Source organism: Stieleria mannarensis (genome assembly GCF_014154935.1).
GTDB lineage: Bacteria > Planctomycetota > Planctomycetia > Pirellulales > Pirellulaceae > Stieleria > Stieleria mannarensis.
This window is the reverse complement of the sequence record NZ_JACEHH010000025.1, coordinates 58904-81697: the sequence shown is the minus strand read 5'-3', so window position 1 is coordinate 81697 and position 22794 is coordinate 58904. Positions and strand designations below refer to the sequence as shown.

Genomic DNA, 22794 nt, shown 5'->3' with positions numbered 1-22794 from the left:
ATTCGGAATCACGTCCTCGGTCGCGAGCGTATCGTATGTTCAAAATTAGGCAGTGCCTTGATCGTTGGCACACAAATTTTGCACACGACCCTCGACAGAAGTGTGAGTGACTTGCACCACAGAAGGACCTTGGTGACACGCCCTTGCCGAAACCCACCACAGGCGTCTTGATGTGTTAACCGCAATCACAGCATGCGGATCTGCGGTTAGCCGCAACCATCACCAATTTATAGCGTCCAGTGCGAGACTCTTAATATAGATCTTGCCATGCAGATGCCGATGTGCGCGTTTGTCGTGTGATCCGTGGTGCTCGCGCACATGGCGATTGCGGCCGGTGATCCGTGGGCGATGGCGAAGAATGATCGATGGGCGTGAAGCCGAGAAAAAGCCGTAAATTTCGGGCAATCCGCAACCACAGGCCCCAGCACACGATCGCCGGTTTGATCACCCTGGCGTGTCTGAAACCGTCGACCGGGCAGCACGTGTTTGTCGCAGCAGCTCACCCCACCTTCTACTTACAAACGAATGAATCAAAGACTTGCGACAGGATCCGCTATTAAATAAACAACAACAGAAAGGTGTAGTTTACGCGTCCCGCATGCGTTGGTTAACGGATGCGCACAACACACGCGGCGCAATTCCATCTCTCCCCATGTGAGCGTCATCGGATGGTCTTTTCCATGAAGTCCGAGACGACCGAAACGCTTCAATCGTGTTGATCGTCGGACGCGGGCCGGCTGGGGTGAGCTCCCCGCTCTTTGAGCCACGATGCGACCGCCGCGCGATTGGCTTTTAAGGTTTCCATGACCTCGTTCTTCGGTTGCTCCGTGACATCCTTGCCCCTCCTCACACCCCAAGGTGTCGTTTTGATCCGGACCCGATGGTAGCCCCACGAACTGACGGGTTCCTGCGTGGCATAGTCAAATGCATTGAGTCCGGCGCGTCCGCCGCGGAGATCGTCCAAGAGGTCTGTGACGAATCTTCCACGCTCCGTTTTGAAGACGGCTCCATACACTCCGATTCCCATCCCGCCTCGACTGCTGACGGAGGTCGTTTGGTGCCAACGCACCGTCACGACGGTTTGGCTGCCGCCCTTGGCAAGTTCCGCTTTCCCGCATCCGAGAGTGGACACGGCGTGAAGATCGGCCCCTTTGGCGACCAGCAGTTTGGCGAGCGTGAGATCACCCGCCGCAGCGGCAAGGTGAAGCAGCGTTTTTCCCCCACACCGGGCATTGATGTCGATCTCCCCACTTTCAATCCCAGCCATCAGGGCTGCGGAATCGCCGAGAATCAATTGTTCGATTGGTTTGGGATAGATCAACGTCGTGCTGCGGTAGGTCGGCTGGATCAGGGCCAGTTCGTCCAGGCTGAATCCGGAGGCGCGTTGCCATTGCGCCAGCCCGGCCGTCTGGATGTTGCGTAGATAGTCGAGTTGATGTTCGCGGTTAATCGCACCTGCCAACCGGCTGTGGCCGGATGTCGCAATCAGATGCCCGACCGCACAGTGCGTCCCCCAGGGATCGATAAAGACTGGACGGCGACCGGTGACAAAGATGTTCCGTGGGAAATTCCCCTCGGCCATGTAAGCCTGTAGGGTTTGCAGGTGAGCGGTCCGCTGGGCGAGCTGAGAATCACTCAGATGAGAGACGTCTGCCGATCGCAGCTGAGCGATCACGAGTTTGAGATGGGTCTGAATCTGCGAAACCTCATCGTCGATGGGAATCGTTCCGTTGAGGATTTCGAAGCGAGGCGTGTACCCGATCCAATTGGTGTTCAGCTCACACAGCATTTTGTAGAGCAACGCGTGGGAACCGTCTTGGAATCCGGCGCCGGCCTGAGCGTGCGGCCGTGGGTCGGGCGAGGTCTCGGATTCCGCCGTGCGTGCCGAGACCGGACCTGACAGCGTGATCATCGCCAAGACGGCGAAGGTGAAGATGGCATGAAAAAGCGGGTTGCTTCGGAACATCAAAAGGATTCCTGTCGAAAGGGTGTTTGCATCGAGAGAAACGCGATCACCTCCCCCTGCGGATTCCGCGGCGTTGCCCCTCAAAGCATTCCTCCAGTTTTTCCCGCCAAAGTCGCCCTGCGAGGGACGATCGCTTTTCTAAGTACAACAGCCCTTCCGGGCTGTCGATGAGACTCTGTGCAACGCTGCTAGAAAGTCGGTCGTACAGCCATCCGCTGACCACGTCTCACCCAAACGCTTCGTTCGTTTTCGTGGCCTGACGACAGTCGAACACGATCGTTGCGTCCGGAGAACGGAATTTCGCTGGTGTGGGGCTCCGGCCGGGTAGACAATTGAGGTGATCTACCGAACAAGCCGGTCAATTCACGTAACCTTGAAATGAGAATTCAAGCATGAGTCGATTTCATTATTGGCGTGTGTGCTCAGCGCTTCTGATCGCTTTCTTCGCGTCGAGCGGCGTTGCCTAGAGCCAACAAGACTCGCCGCCGGGAGCGATCAGCGACCAGCCCCCGGCAGGAGCGACGACTCCGCTGTTCGTGGGCATTACGGTCCACCATCGAGGCATCACCACCGAATCGGACGAGGCTCAGCGATACTTCGACCAGGGGCTGAATTTCGCCTACGCGTTCGATCACGACGAAGCGTTTCGGTCGTTTCAACAGGCGTTGCGGTTCGACCAAGACTGTGCGATGGCTTGGTGGGGAATCGGCCTTTGCCACGGACCGCATATCAACAACCCGGCGATGGATGACGCGATTCGAAGCCGCATGGGCGGATGCCGACACGCAAATCCAGTCGACCTGTTTGTGTGCCAGCGGGAGCTGACCTACCAATTCGGCGACAACCGACAAACCAGAATTTCAAGACACGCGTCGGTGTCCATCACCGTCGCGATCGAGTTCGAGCACAAGTTCGAAAAGTGCAGAATCTTGGCTTAGAAGATCATCTACGGAACGTTCGAAAGATTGCCTTTCAAAACTCTTTTTATCCCGATCTTCACTCGGCAATGGATGGTGATTGAGAGTCCAATCCGCGACAATGTCGTCTTCCAGATCACCTATCTCCGCCCACTCGATCAGACTGATCTGATCGTGAACGTCTGGATCCAGGTGCGATGGACTTCCGATGGAAGATGAGCCAATGAAACCGAAATCCGCTCGGAGTTCGGCCTGCTCTGCTTGGACCGTTGTGTCGGCGTTTTGCTGAAGAGCAATGAAATTGATGACGATGAGTGCATCGAGTGGCGTCACCTCATGATTGCCGTTGACGTCCAAGAACATTGAACTATTGGCGGGGAACGGCAAGGTTCCTTGCTGAGCCAATTGTCTGCCAAGGAAATTGATCACCAGCAGTGCGTCGTGCGTTGTCGATTCACCGTTGTTGTTGACATCCCATTGTTGAACCGGGTTCTGTGCAGGGATTCCGGCTGCGAGCACCGGACCTGCAATCAAATCGATCGTGCCGTCCGGGAGTTGATCCAGATCCGGCATGGATCCGTCGATGTACCGTGAAACGAGTTCGTCGTCGGCAATCGACTGAATGCCGGTACCGTTGCTCGGATCCCTGCGATAGGAGAAGAAGTTCGAGCCGTCGTCGACGACTTGGTCGGTAAAATGAAACAGCGAGGTGATTTCCGTGTCACCGTGCAGGACCCACGTCAAATCGATGGGGCCGTTGGCACCGGCAATGCCGAGTTCGATCGAGAACAACCCGCTGACGAAAGTCTGGTGGGATGGGAAAACCGCGCCACCTTGGGGTGACGGATTGGTGATCGCGGAAACGTTGTGAAGCGTCACCCCTTGAGACGCGACGAGCGTCACATATCGACCGTCAAGGGCATTGGGCAGCGAAGCGATACTGGCTTGCAAACTGTCCGGAATTCCATCTCCGTTGGCATCGCCTGCACCTGGCGCGTCGTTCTCCACCGTATCGAGGACTCCATCGTTATCATCGTCCAGGTCTTCATTGTCGAAGATCCCATCGCCATCGGTGTCCACGTCGTCGACGACCATCAACACGATTGAATCGGAAATCGATGCTTCAATCGAATCGGTCACAACAACGGTGATCGTAAAATCCCCGGCCGTGGTGTAGGTGTGATTCAGTTCAAAAAGCGTGGCCGTGGTTTGAAGGAGATCGACGGGGGAACCGTCGCCGTAGTCGATGCTGACCGTCCAGGAATCATCGACATCCGGATCGTTGAATTCGATGGCACGGAAGAAGTCGGAATCAATCAGAATGCTGTCGTCGAGTCCGAGTTCAAGTGCGGGCGGCGTATTGTCAGTGAAGACGGTGGTCGTCGCATCGGCTTGAGCGGGCCGCGACTCGGTATTGCCGGCGTTGTCCCGAGCGATGCTATAGAACTGATAGGTTCGCCCTTCCTTGCCGGAAAAGGGCGCGGCGGTGAGCGTCGTGTTCGCCAGCCAAACTTGATAGGGGCGACCGTTTTCGGAAACCCAAACGGTAAAGTCGCGAATGCCGGAACCGACGTCGTCGCCAGTCCAGGAGACGTCGAAGGTTGGGTCGGCGACTTCCGCGGGCAGAGACGCGACCGCGGTTTGCGGAAGGTCGGCATCAACGGTGTTGAAGATCGGTGGCGTCTCAATCGGCGGATTGATGTCGAAGACGATGCTCGCCACAGCATCAACGAGATCGCCGGTTTGAATCGCGGTCGGCTGCGGTCGCACGGAATAGGTCACAAAACCCTGGCCTTGGACACCATCTTCATTGGGAGCCAAGAATCCCAGCAGCGGATTGGCGGGGAGATCGCCGGTTGCCGGGTCGATCGAGCGGAATTGCCAGAACGCTTCGCCGCTTTCAACATCAATTCCGGCAACCACATCAAGCAGGATGCCGAATTCTTCGCTCAGATCGATTTGATCGATGTAGAAGCCTTGATCCTGCGGAACATCAACAACGGTCTCGCCGAATCCGAAGGAACCAATTCGGAAACTTCTGAAGTCCAAGTCCGGATCGAGTTGCTGAGTGATGCGGACGACTTGGGCCGGTGCGGTCGCCAGTTCCGGGTCATTCTCAAAACGGATCGTGTAACCGAGTGAATCGGCGAGCGAAACATAGCGATCATCGCCATATCCCTCCGGCCCCAGAATGTCATTGGGGTCGACCGCCTGGGGTCGGCGGATGTTGCGTTCATCGTCGGGATCGGGAAGATCCGGAATCCGAGGCAGTCGGCGGTTGCGACCGGGATCCTCGCCCGATTCAAGGCTGGTCAAGTACCATTGATTCGCCAGATCCACGTTGGCGACCCACAGCTCATAGGTCGCGATCGCGAGCCGTGTTTGACGAACGCTCGTTTCAATGTCATCGAGATTGCCCAGTGAGGCTTCCAAATCCAAAGGACGCACACCGGAAAGCAGGTTGGTGATGTTGGCGAGCAGAGCGTGTTGGGGCGTACCGCTTAACATCGCTCCTACATTGGCGATCACGGTCGCCGCGTTTGAGGCGGCTTCGGCGACGCTCAGCAACACTTGCCGGGCCCCTTCGACCGACGGTTGGCGGACAACCGATCGCAGTCGTTCCAGGGCCGTCTCAAGTTGCTGGCCCGTAGAGACGAGCGCACCGCTCACGGTTGTCGCGCCGTTGATTGCATTGACAGCCGAACTGGCCAGCGAAACGGCCGCCACGGCTTCGACCGCCCCCGCCACCGCCAGAACGATTCCCGCAAGCTTTCCTGCTTCACGAGCCACTTCGGTTGCCAAGAAGGGGATCGCGATGTCAAGTCGTTGGGCCAACGCCTCCTGATTCAACAACGCCGCGTCGCGGAAATTGTCACGGATCCGGATCGCTGCCTGCACGCGTTGGTAGGCTGCGGCACTTTCCAGTTGCCTGTCGTAGGGCTGTTCGTGCAGCGGCACGACGTCGGCTTCGGTCAGCAGTCCTTCGCGGACGAAATCACGTTCCGCCAAGGTCCCGGCGTCCGACAAGAACCCGAAAAAAGAACTCGACCGGGCTTCGCCTTCCGGCATCGGACCGCTGACCATTGGGACGTCGCGACCGAAGGCGACCGGCTGCACAACCGTGTCCGACAAGCTGGTTTGCTGACCGATCGTCGCGTCGATTCCGGTCAATTTCTGATCGCGATAGCCCGCGACATGAATCTGCAGCGTCAAATCGTTTCCCGCAGCGGAATCGATCGAAAAACTGCCGTCGGAATTGACCGTCACGTCACCGACAAGACGCTGTTGTGCATCCTCGACTCGGACCGATCCGTACGGGATCGGGTTGCCGTCGCTGTCCAGCAATCGTCCGCGAAGTTCCGTCGTGCTTGCTGTCAGCATGACGTCGTGCTGTTGGTCTGCACCTACAACAACCACCGAGTCGACCGCCGCGGCGAAGCCTGGTCGGACCACAACAACGCTGTACGTGTCATCCTGCAAGTTATCGGCCGTGTACGCCCCCGATTGATCCGTTTGCACCGATCGCACCAATGACGGGTTGGTTGTCGATCGGAACAGCAAACTGGCCCCCACGACGGGCGTGTTGGACGCGTCCGTGACCACTCCTTGGATCTGATATTGCCGACCGATCGGGAGAGCGATCGATTCTGTCGAAGCGGAGGAAAGGGTTGCCGAGGCGACGGCTCCACGTGTGGGCCCGTCGATGACCTCCACCTGGTAATTGCCGCCGGTCAGGTGACCAAAGCGGATGTCTCCCCCCTGCACGACGGCGCTGTTGACCAGAGTGCGCTCGCCGTTTTCAAGTGACAGGTAGAGCAGCACCAGAGCGCCGTCAGGACTTTCTTGATCATTGGTGACGCTCACTTCCAGAGCCGAATCACCCGAGAGGACATCGCGTCGTGCCGTGGCCCCTTCCGTGACCGACACACCGCTGACCGGATCGAATGTCGCGCCACCGCCGCGGAATTCCAGGTCGAACTGCCCACTTTGCAGCAAACCAAACTCATATTGCCCAAGCGCATTGGTGGTGGTCATCGCGACGGCTTGGCCGTTGTCGATCAATGCGACCACGACGTTTTCCAGCGGGAATGCATCCGAATTCTTGACCTCGCCTCGAATCGTCGCGACGGGCTGGAGGACAAGATCGGGAGCCGAAACAACGGTTCCGTCCACGGCGGTCACCTGGGCATCGACGGAACCCTCTGAAGCGACCGGAAGCAAGCTGATTTGATACGAACCAAGTTCTCGTTGACTCAAGCGATAGATTCCGTCCGCGTCGGTGACGACCATTTGGACGCGGCCTTGCGAATCCTCGGCCAGGACTCGCACACCGGCTTGGGGCATCCCCGAGGCGTCTTTCACTCGTCCCTCGACGCCCCCGCCCGGAAGCACTGGCAAATGGACACCACCTCGCGATTCGCCCTCGCCTAGCGTTACAGTCACCGAAGTGTCAATCGAACGTGTGGCATTGACCGCTCGAACGGAATAGCTTCCTGCCGGCAAACCCGTGATATCGAATTCACCGTTCGCACTGACGGCAGAGCTTCCGACTTGATCGTTACCATCAAACACTCCGATCAGCAAATCGGCGAGCGGTTCGTTTGCGTGCGTTGTGACAGTCCCGCTGATGCTCGCAGCGACAAGGAGTTCGATGTTCCCCACGTCGATACGTTCCGCCGCCTCGACTTGAACACCGACCAGGGTCGCGGGGAGATATCCGGGTTTTCGCAATGTCACGTCGTACGATCCGGCAGGCAGCCCTGCGACGGTGAACAGGGTTCCCGTTGCGGTGGTGCGGAACGCATCCGTGCTGCGATTTGATCCAGTCGGTGTAACGCTGACTTGCAGCACACCATCGTCGGAACCACCGGGTTGCAAGGAAATGGATCCCTGGATGCCCGCTCCCGGCACCAGGACCGCATTCTGCTGGACCGTGTCGGTGGCGGACTGGATCCCGGTGACTTCGTAACGGGCAAAGCCGGGGGCAGTGATCCGCAGCCGATACGTGTCCGGTTCAAGCCCTTCGAGTCGGTATTCGCCATCGTCGTTTGAGACCGCTGCAAATGATTGTCCGTCTGGGGTGGCAGCCACGATCGTGGCATCGGCAACGGCCTGGCCGGTGGACTCGGTGATCCGGCCAATGATCGTACCGCCGGGTTCCAAGGTCAGGACCAAACTCGTGACTTGCTGTCCGTCCACGACAGACACCGGTGTGGCACCGGTTTGGATCGCACCTTCGAATTCAAGCTCATATTCTCCCGCCGTGACGACCGGAAAGACAAACGACCCGTCGTTCATGGACGTCGCGCCAAAGACCTCACCGGTGCTTCGGTTCCTTGCCAGTACGGTCCGCCCACTGATCTCGACTGCAAAATCGCGGGCATACGCGATCCCGCGGATGGATGTACTGACGGCGGCTTGCGCACGCCGAAGTTCTTGTTGCAATAACACCCCGGGGTCACTGACGTTTCCGATTTCCGCTGGCAAGAGCGTCGCGTTGCGCGACAGCATCGCCAGATAGTCACCCCACGAATTCCCCACCTGCGCGATCAACTGTTGGAAGATCGGTTCAAAGGTCTCATCGGACATTCCTTGTGGCACCATGTCGCCACGAAGCGATTGCCAGTCAAAGGGCGCATCGGGATCCTTTCCCAGTCGATTGACCTTCAATTCGATGTCGTCGGGGTTCGGGTCGATCAAACCGAAGAATGTCGTCTGACCGCCTTGCCCCGGCAAGAGCAAGCCGGGCGGACCTTCCAGGCCGGTGACACCGAGGCGAACCACGGTTTGCGGCCCGAACAGTGTGACGGGGTTCCCGCCAAAGTCATCGAATCCGATGACATTGGGCAAGATGTCATACGTCGTTGCGATGGGGGCGCTGCCGTCAACAACCAGCAGTGGCACCGGGGCGTCATTGATGCCATCGTTCGCCCAGCGGACGAAGAAGTTGTACCGGAACGGGGGATCGTGATTCGGACGCCGCACAGCCGATGGTGTATTGAACAGATACGAAGCGTTGCTGGCGTCGTCGACGCCAACGATTTCCAGCCCGTCGGTAACGAGATCGCTCGCTCCATCGGCGTTGTCGATCCGCACGTCGTAAAATCCAACCGCCGCATTCTGTAACTCGAAGGTTGCGTACAGCTTTGTCTCGTCAACGTACCAGTGTGATGTGGCGGGAATACGGTTGCCTTCACCATCGATCAGGCTGGCAATGACGCTACGATCGAGCCGAGCCCCGTTGATTTCGAGAGTTCGTTGTCCCCCCGAACCGGCTTGTCCGTAGCTAACATCCAAGATACTGAACTGCAACAGATCAGCCGTTAATTGGAACGAGCCATCGGAACCAACACGGTCGCCGTACACTTGTAAAAAATACGTGCCCGCTTGCGTGTCGGGAATCACAACCCGTTGGTCCGATTGAAACGGTTCGATTCCCGCGCGGTCAAAATTGGCTCGGCTGGGGACATCGCCGTACCGCAGGTAGACCTGGAAGGACGCGTCGTCGTCGACCGCATCGAGCGCGACGAGCAGTGTTTCGCCCGCCGGGACATCCACTCGGAAGAACGTGGATTGACCGTTCCCGATCTGGCCGTCCAGTGGAGTGCTCAGGATCAATTGCCGGGCGTCCATTGCGAACTGGTCGAGTGAGCCTCGCAGGTTGTTGGACTCGTCGCTCTCAGGAATCCGGTTCAGGATGTCGCTGCGGACAATCACGTGGTAGTCACCGGGAACCACTGCCGGCAACGGAGCCGTCAACGACTGCGAGTAGCTTTCCGACGCCAAGACATCGCCCTGACGAAGGACCCGACCGAACAACGCGTCGCCGATGTCCCATTGATCGTTTGCCGATAGATAGATCGAATCGTACCAGGAACCGCGGGCCGGGCTGCTGCCGGCATTTTCGACGGTGTAGCCGATGGTTGCGGTTTGCCCCACAATGCTGTCTTGGGGTACGCTGATATTGCCCACGACCAGATCCGCCGGTGGCAACAATCGAACGTTCATCGACAGCGGGTCATAGGCGACGTTATTCAATTCTTTGGCGCGTTCGTAGACATCGTTGCTTCCGTCCGCCAAGACGAAGACATAAAACGGACCGGACAGTCCACGAGGCAGAACGAACGACGCGTCGTGGGTGTATTGTTCGTCATCGGCCAGCGGTTGCATTCGACGGTGGAAGCCCAAGAAATGGTCCTCTTCAGCATCGAACACCTGATCCAGTGAGAGATAGACCAAGTCATTCCACGGCGCCGTGGCGGCACTCGTCCCGGCTTCGTTGCGAACCGTCCAGGACAGATGAAATGGCTGGCCGGCAAAGGCTTCTGGCGGTGCATCCACATTGGTGACCGCCAGATCTGGAGTGGCGGACAATGTGATTTGTGTCGCGGCCGGTGATCTTCCTTCGTTGTTGTCCTCCGACGGGGATTCCAAGACCTCGTCATCGGCATCGGTGCGAACGATTACAAAATAGTCCCCGGAGATGTCGATCGGCAGTGTGAATTCCCGGGTCGCTGTATAACCCACCGTGGGCGGCAATGCCCCGCTGTGCAAGACCCGACCGAGCTGGACATCGATTTCGTCGAGGATCGAATCGGAGGAAAGGTAAACCGAGTCGGTCCAGACGTGACGATCGGTAGCCGCACTCCCCGCATTGGTGACCGTCCAACTGACCGAGAACGAGGTCCCGGAGGTAGTACTGGCTTGAACATCGTCGACGGTGACTCGCAGATCAGCGGTGTTGCGTCCCACGGTGATCGGCGATACGACACGATTATTCGCTTCGGTGCCTGGCTCGAACACCGCGTCGTCCTGATCGGTTTGCAGAATCATGAAGTACTCGCCCGGCGCAACCGACAATGGGATCGTCATCAGTCGCTGAGCGGTGTAGGCCTGTCCGGGCAGCAAACCGGAAGTGCGGTCGTCATTGACAAGCATTCTGTCGTTGTCGTCCAACACATCGTCGGTCGAAAGAAAAACCCGATCGGTCCATTGGTTGACTTCTGTCGCTGCCAAACCCACGTTTTGAACGGTCCATGTCGCCAGAACGGCCTGACCAGAAAGTGCGTTGGCCGGGACGGCGAAGTTGTCAACTTGCAAATCTGCCGGAGTCGAAGTGACTTCAATCGGCACGGCGTCCACCCCCAAATTGTCCTCGCTGAATTCGAACACCGCGTTATCAACATCCGTGACCACCATTGCGAAAGATTCACCAAGCAATTCGTCTGGCAGCCGCACCTTGAATTGTGCGTCGTAAAACTGGTCGGGGGCGAGCGCTCCGTACCGTTGGCGAACGCCCAGCGGCAGGTCGACGTCCGGATCAAAAACGTTGTCGGTCGACAGGTACAACCGATCGAGCCAAGACGTGTTGGGGGTCGTCGTCGTGCCTGCGTTCGTGACGCGATAATCGACCACCAACTCTCGGCTGGCCAGGGCTGAGGCGGGCGCATCCACACTCGTCACTTCTAAATCGGGTGGCGGCGTCAAAATGACTTGGGTGGCCGGTGTATCAAAATTCACATTGTTCGCGTCGAACGCATGCTCAAAAACACGGTCGGTTGCGTCGGTGTGGACCAGGAAGAAATAATCTCCACTGACGCCGATCGGCAGCTGCACCGTCGTTTGAGCTTCGTAGAATTCGCCGGCCTCCAGGCCTCCGACCAGCGCGCACGCCGGCAGCTTGAACGCGTTTGGATTGATCTCCGTGGTCACACTGACACTGCCGCTGCCGCTGGTGACGATCTGTGGACCAAACGTCGCTCGCGAGCAAATCAGACCGTCGGCGGCCATGGACACACTACGCAACAAACGGTCTCCCGCATCCAAGGTCTCGTCACTGGACATGTAGATTTGGTCGACCCACTGGGTCGGCAGGGCGGTCGTTTGCCCACGGTTTTCGACGGTCCAACGCAGCGAGATGCGTTGTCCACTGAAAGCGTCGATCGGCGCAGACACTTCGGTGATCTGCAGATCAGGCGGTGGTGTCAACGTGATTTGAATCGGTTCGCTGAAGTTGATGTTGTCGGATTCGAAAAAACTCTCGTAGACCGCGTCTTTGCGGTCGGCGCGCACCAACAAATAGAATTCACCGCTAATCCCGTTGGGCAACCTGGTCGTCAGCCGATTCAGATAACTCTCCCCCACATCCAAGAAGCTTGTGTTCGCCGATTCGCCTAGAAAAACGTCGCTCGCGTCCAAGACAGGGTCGAGGGACAAGAACACGGCGTCCGTCCAGGCGGCGGCGTTGGTGGACCCGGTTCCGACATTGTCGACGACCCATTGAATCACCATTTCTGTGCCGGAGAAGGCGTTTGGGGGAGCCGTGACTTGCGCCACCTGTAAGTTGGCATGCGGAGCGGGGCGGATATCAATCACGCTGCCGTCGATCATCGCGTTGTCATTCTCACCGGCGTGTTCATAAACATTTGAACTCGAATCGGTGGCCACGACCGCGCGATGCGCTCCCGACAGACTGATTGGCAAACGGATCGTTTGACGACGCGTCACCGATTGCCCCGGCAGAATTGTGCCTGTGAACGCGAAGTCTCCGAAATATTGATCGCCGCCGATCAAATCATCGTCCGAAAGAAAAACCGTGTCCCGCCAGGTTCCCGAAGCCGGTGCCGAGCCCTGATTGGTCAGCGTCCATCCGATGGGAATCTGTTGGCCCGATAACGCCTCGGCGGGGGCGTCGATGTTGGTCACCACCAGATTCGGCAACGACGGCAAAGAGATCGTAACCGGCGCACTGACTGCCAAATTGTTCTGTTCGTCGATCTCCGGCTGTTGCTGTTCGCTGTCCGCCTCGATCAACACGTAATACTGGCCGGCGTCCAGACTTTGGGTGAGCGGCAAAGGGACACTGACGTCACGTTGGTACTCGGCGGTGGCCGGCAGGGGACGATCGGCGGCCGCGGATTCGATCCCCAACAGGATGTCCGATGTATCGAGCAAGGTGTCGCGGGAAAGCCACGCCTTGTCCTGCCACACTTCCAGTGCGCTATCGCTGCCGACATTGCGAACGGTCCATTGCAGCGGTAATTGCGTTCCGAAAACCGCGGTCGGCGGCGCGTCGACTCGCACCGCATTCAGGTCGGGCGATTGCAATTGCAGTGACCCGCTATATGCGTCGATGACCTCGCCGTTGATGCCATCGGAATTTTGATCCATCGCATTGCCGGCGACATCTTGAATGTCCGGGCCCAGCGAGATCTGATACGTCCCGTCAACGGATTGCGGGTCGAACGTGACGGTGAAGGTTGTGCCCGATCCCGTGATGCTATTGATCGCGCCGCGCAGGTCGGCACCAACGGGACTTTCAAACAGCGTTATATCGTCGGTCGTCAACGTGACGGGGTCGATCTGTTCGTCAAACACGAAGGTCCATTGCGAAAATGGCGCTGCCGACTGTTGCAACGGAATCTGATTTGTCACCCTCGGCCCGCTGCGGTCAATTTCAAAGGATCCGACATGACCTTGACTGCCTTGTCCTTGCAGATCCGTGAACGCTCCGGTTGCCAATTGATAGGTGTAAACACCGGCGACGTCTGGTACCTGGACCGAGAATCTCACGGTGGCTCCATCGACCAATTCAACCGAGGTCGGCACCGCACCTCCGTCGACGCTTATATCCGACACGTCAAGCGAGTTTGCAAGGACGGCCTCCGAGAGACGAATGTCGATGAATGTTGGCGGGGCGGCCAATCGCTGTGCTTCCGACGGTACGGTTGTGACCACCTCCGGCATCGGATCGACGGCTCCCGTGGCGCCACTGACTTGCACGGTGTACGGGCCACGACCATTTCCCTCCACACGCACCACGTACTCGCCTGTGCCCTCGGTGGGAATCGTGTAGTCCACTCGAGCATTTCTGCCGTCAGCGGCTGAATTGTCGTCCCCCACAACAAATTGGCCCGTCGGGTTAAACAGCTGGATCGAAGGATCAAATCCATTGTCGATGGTCGACGATTCGCCACCGGGCGTTGTCGTCTGCACGACGATCTGGTCACCCGCTGCCGCGTGGAAGATGAAATGGTCCGGCAAATCGCTGATGACTTGTAGATTGTCGAGCTTCATGCTGCGGACGGCTTCCCCACCGGCGATCACATACGAGATTCCTTCCGGTCGACCGTTGACCGTCAGGCGTTGAATCGCGTTCAGGGGCAATCGCGCCGATGTTGCCTGGGCGATCAAGTTTCCACGATCATCGAAGGCCTGCAGAATGGCGCGGTCTTGTGCCACATCAGCAATGAAGTCGAGCGAGACCTGGCTGACCGGTTCTTCAAAATCGACACGCAAGCCTTCCGATAACTGGAATCGAGTGGGGAAGGGAAAGTTGCTGCCGGAGAAAACCCGCACGCCCGTTGATGCGGGAAGATCCTCTTGCGACCGAATGATGGCCGTCGGTCGACCGGCTTGGGAGAGGCGGACGCCGGGCCAACTGGAACGAATCAGGAAATCATCCGGCTCGACATTCGGAATCTCAGGAGCCGATCCGGCAACGATGACGGGAGCCGGATCCAGACGCTGGCCCTGTGCCGCGGTCGGACTCCAGCCCGACTCCAGATCGGCTGCACGGGAGGCGACAAGCGTGTATTCCGCCATCTCGCTGCCACTGACCCGTGCAAAATAGCCCCCTGACGGAGCGAAGAATTGCGTGATTCGTTGCTGACCCAACGGTACAGCAACGCCCGACGTCACCAACTGACCGGCATCGTCGAGCAATTCCAGCGTCAAATTGCCTGGATCGGCAAAGTCGGATTGGGGCGTGAGTACGAACGTCACCGGTTCGTCCGGATTCAGTTGCAGGGTGTAGACGTCGATATCCCCGGCATCGGCCAGGGTACCCAACACCGCGAGACGTGTTGCGTCACCTGGCAACGCCAAATTTGATGCGTTGATGTCTTGGGCCGTGGCCAGAGTGTCGTTGCCGATTCCGGCGATGTTTTCCGTCTCCACGGAGGCGTTAAGAATCACTTGCAGTTGGTACGATCCGTCACCGACCAGGCTGCCGGCGTCGATCCGATAATCACCGGCGGAATCAATGGCTACCGTTTGCAGGATCACACCGTCGCCCGGGTTAGCGGCGGAGGCCACTGCGACACTCGTTCCCGTCGAATCAAAGACTTGCAGTTGACCTCGGATCGTTGGGTCGCCCGGTATCAATATCACGGTCGCCGTCTGACCGGCGTCCAATGTGATCGTAAAGGGATCGATGTCACCGGACTGGTGGAAGTATTGTTCGGCAACTGGATCATAAACCAGCGATGCGACCGGCTGCTTGGGTTCCAATGGGGTCGGGTAGGGATTGCTGGCAGCGTCCAAAACAAAGTTCCTGACGAAATCACCCGCCCCACCATCGGACTCACCATCCAAGGGCCGCCCGGCCACATCTCGAAACGCATCCGAGCCGCTCTTGAGCGTCAGTGAATATCGCCCGTCGGGGAGATCGCCAAATGTCAAACGGAGCGTATTGGTGTCGGAGTCAAAGCCGAACGTGTCGACGGTGAACATCGTGTTCGTCGTCGTTTCCAGCAACGTCACATCTTCGGTTCCCAATTCGGTTTCGGCGATCCGCTCGCTGAAGGTCGCTTCGAAGACCAGTTCTCGGGTCACCACAACATCATTTTCATCCGTCGAAGTCGCGATGACCGTCGGCGTTTCGGTGTCGTAAATAAAGCTGCGATGGAATTCCGATAGCGGCACATCCAACCAACTGGTGATGGCGCCCGACGCCAGGCTGACGGCGTACGACCCGTCACCGGAATCAACTGCGCTGATGTCAAACTCGATGGTTTGTCCGTCAATCACGGTGAACGAACTTGCCGCAACGCCATTGACCAGCAGATCAGACGCTTCGACCGTATCGAGACGCACTCCACCAGAAAACCGGATGCGATAGCCGTCGGGAAACGCTGCAATGATCTCTGCGTCTGTATGCGGTGCGGTGAACACTTCCAAGGCTGGACTGGCCGGTGACGTTCCGTCAACGAACAGCGTGTATTCACCAACGGTTGTTTCGGCGGTCACCGACGCGGTGTAGATGCCTCCCTGACCGGACGGCACGACATGGTTGATGACTGCGTTGCGGAAATCAGATCCGCCGTTGTCGTCGCTTGAAACCTGGACCCCATCCGCGTTGAAAAGCGTGAGCACGGGATCCAGCGGGTTGTCGAATTCGTTGGGACCTCCGGAGGGAGTCGTTGTTTGCAACACCAAATGATCCCCCGGCTCGGCATGAAACCGATAGAAATCCGGTCGCTCATCGAAGATCTGAAGACTGTCCAGGCCGATGCGAGAGGTCCCGTCGCCACCGGCAAGAATGTAGGCGATGTTTTGGTCCGGTCGGCCGACCGTCAACGTTTGAGCCTCACGTGATAATAATTCTCTGGACAGCACTTCGTCGATCAGATTGCCGTCTTTTCCGTACGCCGCAAGCTTGCCAAAGTTGCTGTTGCTAAAGATGGTGCCGATGACATCCAGCGAAACCTGAGTCACTCCACCCAGAAAATCGACGCGCAACGGAACATTGGTCATGCTCCATAGCTGATCCGGCGTCGAGTCGTTTGCCGTACCGTGCTGGAAGGTGCGGCTACCGGTGGAGGCAAATCCGCTGCGAGAATAAACCTGTTCGTTCGGCCGGTTGCCCACCGAGAGCGCGACACCGGGCGAAACGATTAAAGTCCGAAGGTCGTCTGCGAAGTCATCCGGTTCGACATCGGGAATGCTCTCGGTCAGAAAACCGAGCACTTTCGTTCCCGGGTCTAGCATTTGGCCCACGCTGTGGACGCTATTGGGTTCCTGCTCCAGATCGGTGTCTCGGCTGACAAGCAGCGAGTAGCCGCCCGCCCCCGAACCGCTCACCCGCGCGTAATAGGTTCCTGCCGTCCCTCGCAGCAGGCCGATGCGAGATGATTCGTCCGGTCCAGGCACTCCGCTGGCAATCAACGTGCCGCTGGCATCCAACAACTCCAAACCCGACGCGACGCCGCCTTCCAGTGAAGTCAACGTCAGGCTTGCCAATTGACCGTCGACAAGCTGGAATGAATAAAGGTCGGCGTCGGAACTGTCATCCGATGCACCGACAACAGCCATTCGGCTGGAGAAATTCGGCAGCGCGACGGACGATCCGTCGATCGCTTGCGCGAATGCCAGCGTATCGTTGTCATTGCCACCAAAGGCTTCGTGTTCCAACGCAGCATTCAGCGATACGCGGATGTCATATCTCCCTTGACCGGCTAACGATGTCGCTTCAAGACGGTACCGACCGGGCTGGGTGAGGCCGAGATTCTGCAGCACGATCGACTGGCCAGGCGACGCAGCGGAGACGAGGCCGAGGGAAGCATTGCTGGGGTCAAACAGCTCCAATTGACTTTGCATCGATCCGTCGCGAGGAATCAACGCGAAGCTGCCCACGTGTCCGGCATCAAGTTCAAAGGTAAACGAATCGACATCGGAAGCCGAGTTGAAATGACCGTCGCCGCTCGTCTCGTAGATCAAAGCACCGGCCGGATCGACTCGCGTCATCGTAGGCGTTGTATCCACTTCCCAGCTGATGCCAAATGCTTCCAGTGGCTGGCCCGCGAGGTTGGTAAGAGCCCCCGCTGCAATTGCGACGCGATACGTACCATCCCCGTCGTGCAACGATGCGACGTCAAAGGCCACGGTGTTTTCATCAATCGCTTGCGCACTCACGGCGGGCTGTCCGTCAATCGTCAGATCGCTGGCATCGATCGATGGAAGCAGTACAGCCGACGAAACGTCGACCCGGATCGTTGTCGGAAACTCGCTGAGTACGACGGAATCGTCCGGCGTCACCGCCGACACCACAAACGGCGGCGCCGTCCCCGTGGCTCCCTGAATGGATACTGTGTATTCCCCGATCCCACTGTGGGCCCGCGTTGCCAGTCGGTAGGTGCCTGCGCTGCCGACCGGCACCGTGTATTGAATCACCGCATTGCGACCGTCCGTGTCTCCATTGTCATCGGTCGCCACCATCGAATTCATCTCGTCATACAAGTCGAGATGCGGATCCAGGCTGTTGGATGGCTGGCCGCTGCCATCACCGGGAGTCGACGTCACGATCGTCAGCGTATCGCCGGGATTCACTTCGAATTGGTACCAATCCACGTCAGCCGATTGATCCGCCGACGCGTGGGCTGCGATTTGATTTCCCGATAAAGCGACGTCGTAAATGGCGATTTCGTCCAGGTACCCCGACCATGCGTCCCAATTGAATTCGATGTCGTCGTACCCGATTCGCACGGGGGCTTCGTTGTGAACGATCGGTCCGTCAAATGCAAGCGAACCTTGTTCAACGCCATCGACAAACAATCGGATCGTTGCACCATCGTAGGTGCCGACGACATGTGACCATGCGTTCAACGGAATCGGCGCCGACACGCTCCAAAAGTCATCCACAAAGAACTCGATCGATGGATTGGACGTGAAGCCGTCAAACCAAAGTCCGTATCCGGTACTCAAGCTGTCGTCGTTTTTCGTCACAACGGCATCGCCCCGCTCAATCCCGTTGTCTGGATAGACCCAGGCTTCGATCGTTAACTGTCGCGGCCGCAAGGTTTCGTGGTCAGCGACCAACGCGAAATCATCGACTCCATCGAACTGTGCGGCGGTGTCGGGGTCGCCGGGGATGGCGCCCGGAACGCCGAGCGTGACGCCGTTGTAGCTGCCATCGTTACCGAATCCGGAGTGGTCAAACATGGTCGATCCACTCGTCTCCCCCATTGGCCAATACGCGACCGGCTGACCGGCCAAAACGAGATCGGCGTAGCTGGGGTAACCGAGAAACCCCAATACCTGGCCGGACAGACTGAGATCCTGAGCCTCCGTGGAGTCATCATTGAGTTCCTGTTCGAAGTCAATTCCACGCGTGACGAGCAACGCATATTGCGTCTCGATCTCTCCATCGACTCTGGCAAAGTACGTTCCACTTGCGGAAGCCACAAATCCGCTGATTCGCCGGTCGTCGTTAACGGCAGCGGTCGCCCCGTCGGCAAGCACATTGCCCGTCCCATCGATCAGCTGCAACGCGACATCGGCATCGGTGTGTGCGGACAGAGACAGCGTCGCGTACTGGCCTTGTTCCAACGAAAAACTGAAGTAGTCGCTATTGCCGTTCAGCAATCCAATGACACCAAGGCGATCGCCGCCGGTGCCAACGGCAACCGACGATCCGTCAATGGGCTCTGCTGTGCCAAGCGTCTGATTGGTCGATCCGATGCTGTCTTCCGCCTCGCCGGCGGCATTCAAAAGGACGCGAAATTTGTAGGCCCCGGAACCGGCCAATGCGGTGGTTTCCAGCCGGTAACTGCCGGCATCGGGCAACGGAATCGTTTGCATCAGGGCACGCCGGCCCGCCGCGGATGCGGAAACGGTTCCCAGACTGCTCCCATCGGGAGCAAACAATGTGATGCCTGCGCGGATCGATGGATCCAAGGGCTGCAAAACGACGGACAACAGCTGGCCGGCATCGAGATTCAACTGGAACGTGTCAACGTCAGCTGGATTTGAAAAGTGCCCTTCGACAGGAGGATCATGAATCAGCGATCCCAACGGCGTCTTCCTCTCGAGCGGGGCGATCATCTCCGCATCAAAGCTGGCGTCAAAGCCCGTGAGTGGCGTTCCGGAAATGCTGGTGATTGCGCCTGCGGCCATCGACACCTGATACGTGCCGTCACCGTGATTCGCGGATGTGATGTCAAATTCCAAGGTTCGGTCATCGACCATTCGGACCGCATCGGCAGGTACTCCGTCGACCGTCAAATCCGATGCGTCAACGCTGCTTATGAGCACGCTGTTCGAAAACGACACCCGATAATCGGGCATACCGAAGACGGCCTGTCCGTTACTCGGGGTCGATTGGGCGACTGCAAAGGGCGGCAGCGTGCCGCTGAACCCCGTCGCGATCAACTCGTAATCGCCAAGACCGGCCTCGGTACCAACCACAACGCGATAGCTTCCGTTGTTCAAGGCCAGATGCTCAATTCTGGCGTTCGTTCCGGCGGCACCGTTGTCATTGGCTGCCACCGGCGTGCCGGACGGGTCGAACAACACGAGTGTCGGGTCGAGCGTGTTTTGAGGTTCTCCGGTACCGGAACCGGGGGTGGCAGTCTGTAAGACCAGACTATCACCCGCGTTGACTTCGATCAAAAACTGATCGTCACGGTCGGGCGCGGCCCAGGCGATCGCCTGTTCGAGCAACCGATCCGCGCCGGCGGACAACGTGCTCCCATCAAAGTATCGCGGTTGCAGGTACACCGATCGCGAAAGGCTTGGCAAGCCGATCGCGCGATCGAATGAATCTTCTCTGACAATGATCGCCGGTAGTCCACCCTCACCGCTTGTCGCCAATACAGTCGCGTCGGAATCGGCACCGTTGGAACTTGTCTCCCCAAAACTGCTGAAGTTAGAGACTCCCTTGGCGACCGGATGAGCGCCGTCGACGATGATGATCGTCTCGCCGGTGAATTGGTTGGCGTTGGAAGCTGAGAGGTCAAGGGGAATAATCTCGTCCAGCTCGTCGCGCGCCGCGGAGGAATTGGCGTTGACTAATGCGCTGTACAGGTAAGAGGTTCCGACCACTCCTCCCAAACCGGATTGGTACCAGTCGCGGACTGCCGCCGCGGTGGATTCGTCAAACGTTTCGAAGTTTGGATTGTTGCTTCCAATAACAACCACGTCGAATGCGGCAAGTTCTGCGGGCGAATCGATCTCTGGATCGTCAACCGGCGTCGCATCGATATCGAAATACGTATCGTCGTTCAGCTGGTCAATGAACCGTTGCGAATGTCCGCCCCAGACTGCGACGCGAATCGGTCCGGCGTTGGTGCCGCCAAGCCGTCCGAGCACTTGGCCGCTCGACGACACATCCTTGGCATGGGATTGCGATCCGTTGGGTTCGATTTCGAACGATGAATCGCGAGTCACCATCAGGTTGTATTGTGCGAGACGGTCCGCGGTGATCTGCAGATAGTAAACGCCATCGGCTGGCGCAACGAAATCCGAGATCACTCGGTTCACGTTCGCAGCGTCCCCACGACTCCACGCCAACAGAGCCCCACCGGCGTCGAGCAGCTGTAAATCGAACCCTGCTCCACTGGGACCACTCAGCCCCATTGTCGCGACCTGACCCGCCCCCAATGAGAAACTGTACACATCCGCGGCATCGTCAAAGCGATTGATGCTGGCCGAATTGACGACGAAACCTTTTGACCAGTGATCCAGCGTGCCAAGCGAACTGACTTCACCTGACGTGGAGACTTGGAAAAGCCCATACCCATCGGACAACAAAAATTGGTCTTCCGAAAAATGGGACAGTCCGCGAAACGAGTCAAATGACTCTCCCTGCAAAGGAATATTCACCAGCGAACGGTCCGCCAAGTCGATCGACTCCAAAATCTCGTCATCACGGCCCGAACCGTGGTACAGCAAGCCGTCAATCGGATTGATGGCGATCGTCTCACCGCCGTCACCATTGCCGAGTGCCATGTAGACGGTTGGTGTTGCATCGGTCTTATTGAGCGTATAGAGCGTTTCGGGAGTCGTCGCGCCATCGCCAGTGACCCCATAGAGTGTCCCCGAACCGTCGAATGCGATCGCCGCAAATTTGTCGCCCGTGCTGCCAATCACGACGGAATTTCCAGTCGCCGGATCGATTTTGATCAAGTCACGCTGATCTTCGCGACCGCGCAGCGAGGCGAGCGCCCACAGCTCCCCCGTCGTTGGATCCCGCGCGATGCCGTTCATCCAGCGTACTTCTTCCTCGGGAACGTTGACCGTCACGCTTGAAATTGTCGCACCATCAGCCGGATTGATGACATACAACTGATCGCCAAACCCATCGATCGAATACGCTTCACCGCTTAGCGTCGTGCGAATGTCAATGACGCCTTGGATCGCCATGCGGTCCGCACCTGCGCTCAGCGGGATGCTGGAACTCTCCAGGCTCTCAGCGGTTGCAATCGAGTCGTTCGATCCCCCAATCGATTCGTCTTCCAACGCCGTGTTCAGCAACAACGACAATTCATAGTCGCCCGAACCGGTCATACTCGTGACATCAATTTGATGAACACCAGGCGTCGAAATGGATAAGGTTTCCAAAGCAAGCGTCTCGCCCGGACCCGCTGCGACGGCACTTCCCAACGGAACCGCCGCTGGATCCAATACAGTCAGCTCTGCCTGGATCGAAGCATCGTTGGGGACGAATAAAACCGTCGCGGATTGATTCACGTCCAATTCGACGGTGAAACGATCGCTTTCGGACGTCGCTGCAAAACTGTCTGCAGTGGCCCGCTCATAAACGAGCGATCCGTATGGCTCGACTGGATCCAGCGGCGAAGGGATGGTGGTCAGGAGAAGCCGTTTCTCCAGTTCTTCCATCCGCAGCGATTTGCCGCGCAAACGCGTGAAATGATCTCGAGAACGAAGCTTGCGATGACGACGACGGCGATGGGACCATTCGCGGTGCCCGACTGGATAACTCATGGATCGATCTCCTCAGCGTTCAGGCTAATTCACCGAGATCCTCCCTGCAATTTTGCTGCCGAAGCAGAGATCGAATAAAGCACGAGCTGAAAGCCTTTCTTGCACACATGCGGAGTGCCAAACGTGTGCGAAGTCGCGCACAAACGGTGACGTTTGCACGCCCACCATGGTTGGCAAGAGACGATTGTACGTAGCGAATCCAAGAATCCGGCGTCAGTTGTGCCGACGGGGTATCACGCGGTGGCGGCAAGCCGTCACCGCGTGATGGTCAGATTCATCGAAGAGGCGACGTCAACCGGATTCACGCTGGCGTTTGCTCCAACCCCGGCGGTGAAGGGGGCGGCACTCGACGGGGCCGATAGGCCCCATGGGACCCATAAGTCCTACATGTCCTATTGGTCCCATCGC

The 22794-nt window shown here is 58.1% G+C and carries 3 protein-coding genes; 1 reads left to right on the top strand and 2 read right to left on the bottom strand.

The window, feature by feature from the left end; genetic code table 11:
- Positions 1–706: 706 nt before the first annotated feature.
- A complete protein-coding gene (locus tag H1B37_RS17645; RefSeq protein ID WP_182867974.1) occupies positions 707–1966 on the bottom strand; it encodes an ankyrin repeat domain-containing protein in 1260 nt (419 codons plus the stop codon).
- 536 nt (positions 1967–2502) lie between these two features.
- On the opposite strand from H1B37_RS17645, the gene H1B37_RS17640 reads away from it, so the two are divergent.
- A complete protein-coding gene (locus H1B37_RS17640) occupies positions 2503–2904 on the top strand; it encodes a tetratricopeptide repeat protein (RefSeq protein WP_182867973.1) in 402 nt (133 codons plus the stop codon).
- On the opposite strand, the gene H1B37_RS17635 is transcribed toward H1B37_RS17640, so the two are convergent.
- Positions 2827–22386, bottom strand: coding sequence for a carboxypeptidase regulatory-like domain-containing protein (locus H1B37_RS17635; RefSeq protein WP_182867972.1), 19560 nt, complete (start codon positions 22384–22386; stop codon positions 2827–2829). The two genes, H1B37_RS17640 and H1B37_RS17635, sit on opposite strands and share 78 nt — an antisense overlap.
- Positions 22387–22794 lie beyond the last annotated feature (408 nt).

Excerpts from the sequence above, each read along its gene's own strand:
- H1B37_RS17645 (WP_182867974.1), bottom strand. The coding sequence starts at position 1,966 with ATGTTCCGAAGCAACCCGCTTTTTCATGCCATCTTCACCTTCGCCGTC.
- H1B37_RS17635 (WP_182867972.1), bottom strand. The coding sequence starts at position 22,386 with ATGAGTTATCCAGTCGGGCACCGCGAATGGTCCCATCGCCGTCGTCGT.